General features: G+C 47.5%; 3 protein-coding genes. 2 read left to right on the top strand and 1 reads right to left on the bottom strand.

The genetic code is table 11. The features are described 5' to 3' along the window. The first annotated feature begins 239 nt into the window (after positions 1-239). A complete protein-coding gene (locus O9332_RS18415) occupies positions 240-878 on the top strand; it encodes an LON peptidase substrate-binding domain-containing protein (protein ID WP_002739408.1) in 639 nt (212 codons plus the stop codon). 279 nt (positions 879-1,157) lie between these two features. After that, the gene (locus tag O9332_RS18410) at positions 1,158-1,760 is read left to right on the top strand and encodes a Crp/Fnr family transcriptional regulator (RefSeq protein WP_288026767.1); all 603 of its coding nucleotides are present in this window, start codon (positions 1,158-1,160) and stop codon (positions 1,758-1,760) included. Here the strand turns inward: O9332_RS18410 and O9332_RS18405 are convergent. Beyond that, on the bottom strand, positions 1,743-2,678 hold the full coding sequence (locus O9332_RS18405) for an ROK family protein (protein ID WP_002760024.1): 936 nt from the start codon (positions 2,676-2,678) through the stop codon (positions 1,743-1,745). The two genes, O9332_RS18410 and O9332_RS18405, sit on opposite strands and share 18 nt — an antisense overlap. Positions 2,679-3,042 lie beyond the last annotated feature (364 nt).

Genomic DNA, 3,042 nt, shown 5'->3' with positions numbered 1-3,042 from the left:
GTGTGGGGAAGTGGGGAAGTGGGGAAGTGGGGAAGTGGGGAAGTGGGGTGTGGGGTGTGGGGTGTGGGGTGTGGGGTGTGGGGTGTGGGGTGTGGGGTGTGGGGTGTGGGGTGTGGGGAGAATAAATAAAGGCAATCTCCCGACTCCTGAATACTGGCTCGGAGTCTCTTGCCCTTACCTAGCGGTTCAGGGGGTATTGTGTAAAAATAAGAAAAGATCGGTTTTTTTTTACTAAACCTATGGCCACTTCTTCCATTGCCGTTAGAGAATTACCTCTCTTTCCCCTACCCGAAGTTGTTTTATTCCCGGGTCGTCCTCTGCCCCTGCACATCTTCGAGTTTCGCTATCGGATTATGATGAATACGATATTGGAAGAAGATCGCCGTTTTGGGGTCTTAATGGTAGATCCAGCCACGGGAGAAATCGCTAAAGTCGGCAGTTGTGCGGAAGTTGTCCGTTGTCAACGTCTCCCGGATGATCGCTTAAAAATTCTCACCATCGGTCAACAGCGTTTCCGTGTCCTAGAATACGTCCGGGAAAAACCCTATCGCGTCGGTTTGGTGGAGTGGATTGAAGATGTCCCCACCACCCAAGATCTGCGACCTCTGGCCAAAGAAGTGGATCGACTGCTGCGGGATGTGGTTCATCTATCAGCCAAATTAACCGCTCAAAAAATTGAACTCCCCGACGATTTGCCTAGTCTTCCCCTGGAATTATCCTACTGGGTGGCGGGTAATCTCTACGGTGTGGCCGGGGAACAACAAGCTTTATTAGAAATGCTCGATACAGTCAGTCGTCTCCAACGAGAATCGGAAATTCTCACCTCAACCCGCAATCATCTGGCCGCTCGCACGGCTCTTAAAGATGCTTTAAATTAATAATCTGTAGGTTTTTCAGCTGCGGGAGAGGGAAATGGGGGACATGAGCAGAAAACGGGTTTCTCCGAGAAACCCGTTTTCTGTGCGTTACTCAACGGATTTAGTATTATTTCAGTGAACAGTGAACAGTAATCAGTAATCGGTGAACTGATAACTGACCCACTGATAACTGATAACTGACCCACTGATAACTGTTAATCTGGGGATTACCTAATGTTTACCTTGATACAGTAGAGTGGGGTTAAAATTGTTAGCCCCTCACCTAGGAGAACTTTGATCATGTTGCTGACCTATAATCCCAACTCCTCACCCTTCCGAGAAGACTATAGCGAGAGTCGTCGGCTCCATTTTTATGATCGCGGGGAAAATATTCCTCTGGTGGTTGATGGAGTCTGGCAAGTTTATCGGGGTATGGCGCAACTAAGTCAAGTATCTGAGAGTGGGGAGGAAATTTTACTAGGCTGGGTTCATTCATCCCACTTTTTTGGCTTAAATTTGACCCATCTGGAATCCTATCACGCCAGAGCCTTGTCGGAACTGTACCTAAAGTGGTACACGATCGCCGAAGTCGAAAATTCGGCGGAATTAACTAGGATGATGCTAAATCAAATGATCCGTCGTCAACAACAAACGGAATCGCTTCTTGCGATCGCAGGACTCAAACGAGTGGAGGAGCGTCTCCAGCAGTTACTACAGTTATTAAAGCGGGAAATGGGAGAACCAATCGCCCAAGGCAGTCGTTTAAAGATCCGTTTAACCCATCAAAATCTCGCCAATGCTATCGGTACCACGAGGGTAACGGTGACGCGTTTGTTAGGCGAATTTCAGCGTCAGGGAGCCGTGAGCAGCGATTGCGATCGCCACTTAATTATTCACGATTAAGTCAGTCCCCCCCATAATAGACTCCTTGCGGAGGTCCAATAATTGCCAAGCTAATTTAGCGGCCCCCACCATCCCAGCGCGATTACCTAACTCGGCCGTTAATACCTCTAATCCTTCTCTGGAACTAGGTAACACCCGTCCTTCGATTTCTGTGAGCAGAGAGGGAAAGAAAAACTTAGCACTGGCGCTAATGCCGCCGCCGATAATTACCGCCTCTGGAGTGAGAACATAGAGTAAACTGGCGATACCAGCCCCCAGTAAACAGCCGTAACCCTGCCAGAATTCTAAAGCCTCTCGATCGCCTTTTTCGGCCAATTCTGCCAATTGCTTCGGTTCTTTGCCGGTCATCCGGCGAATAGCTTGCCGGGAGGCGTATTGTTCCAAGGAACCCCGATTACCGCTATTGCACAATGGACCGTCAAAATTAAGGGTTATTAAGCCTAATTCCGCGGCCGTTCCCTTGCTGCCCACAAATAAGTTACCATCGAGGATAATTGCCCCTCCTACTCCCGTCCCCAAGGTCAACAGGATCAAGTTTTGAAACCGTTTGCCCGCTCCTAACCAAGCTTCCCCCAAACCGGCACAATTGGCATCATTGGCTAAAATTGTCGGCATTCCCGTACTTTCTTCTAACCAATCGGCGAGGGGAATATCCCGCCATCCTGCCAAATTAATCGCTATTTTGGCAATTCTTCCCTGAGCATCCGCCGGCCCCGGCGTTCCCACACCGATGGCTTGACAACTTTTATCTAAATTTACTTGACAAATGCCTTGATGTATGGTATGGGCGACTTCTTTGGGTGTAGCGGGTTGGGGAGTGGGCAAGGTGATAGATTCGAGACAATTGCCCTCTTGGTCAAATTTACCAATTTTAATCGCAGTTCCACCTAAATCGACACCTATTACTGTTTTCACCATCGGGCTTTTCTTGTTACTCTGGGAATAGCTAGGTTTATTATCACTCTTTTTGGCGTTTTTTTTCGCGGTTAGATGTGATTGAGGATAATTCGGCTAAACTGGCAAAACTAGCTGATTGATTAGCCCCAATTTCTCCTATAGTTTGGATACCTGCAGCTTAACTCCTGATTTTTCCCCATTTTTAAGTAGGTAGGCGTTAAAAATTATCCGATGCCCCCCTTATTAAGCTGTCCTTTAGTCACATCTTTCTTAACATTTCAAACCTTTGTAGCACAAGGCTTTCAAGACTCGGTTAACAATTTGTAATATTCCTTGTTGACACCCTTACTGACAAAGAAAAAACTGAAATCAAGTCAGGATAAGG

The sequence above is a fragment of the Microcystis sp. LE19-10.1B genome, from assembly GCF_027530565.1.
GTDB lineage: Bacteria > Cyanobacteriota > Cyanobacteriia > Cyanobacteriales > Microcystaceae > Microcystis > Microcystis aeruginosa.
This window is presented reverse-complemented; position numbering and strand designations above follow the sequence as displayed.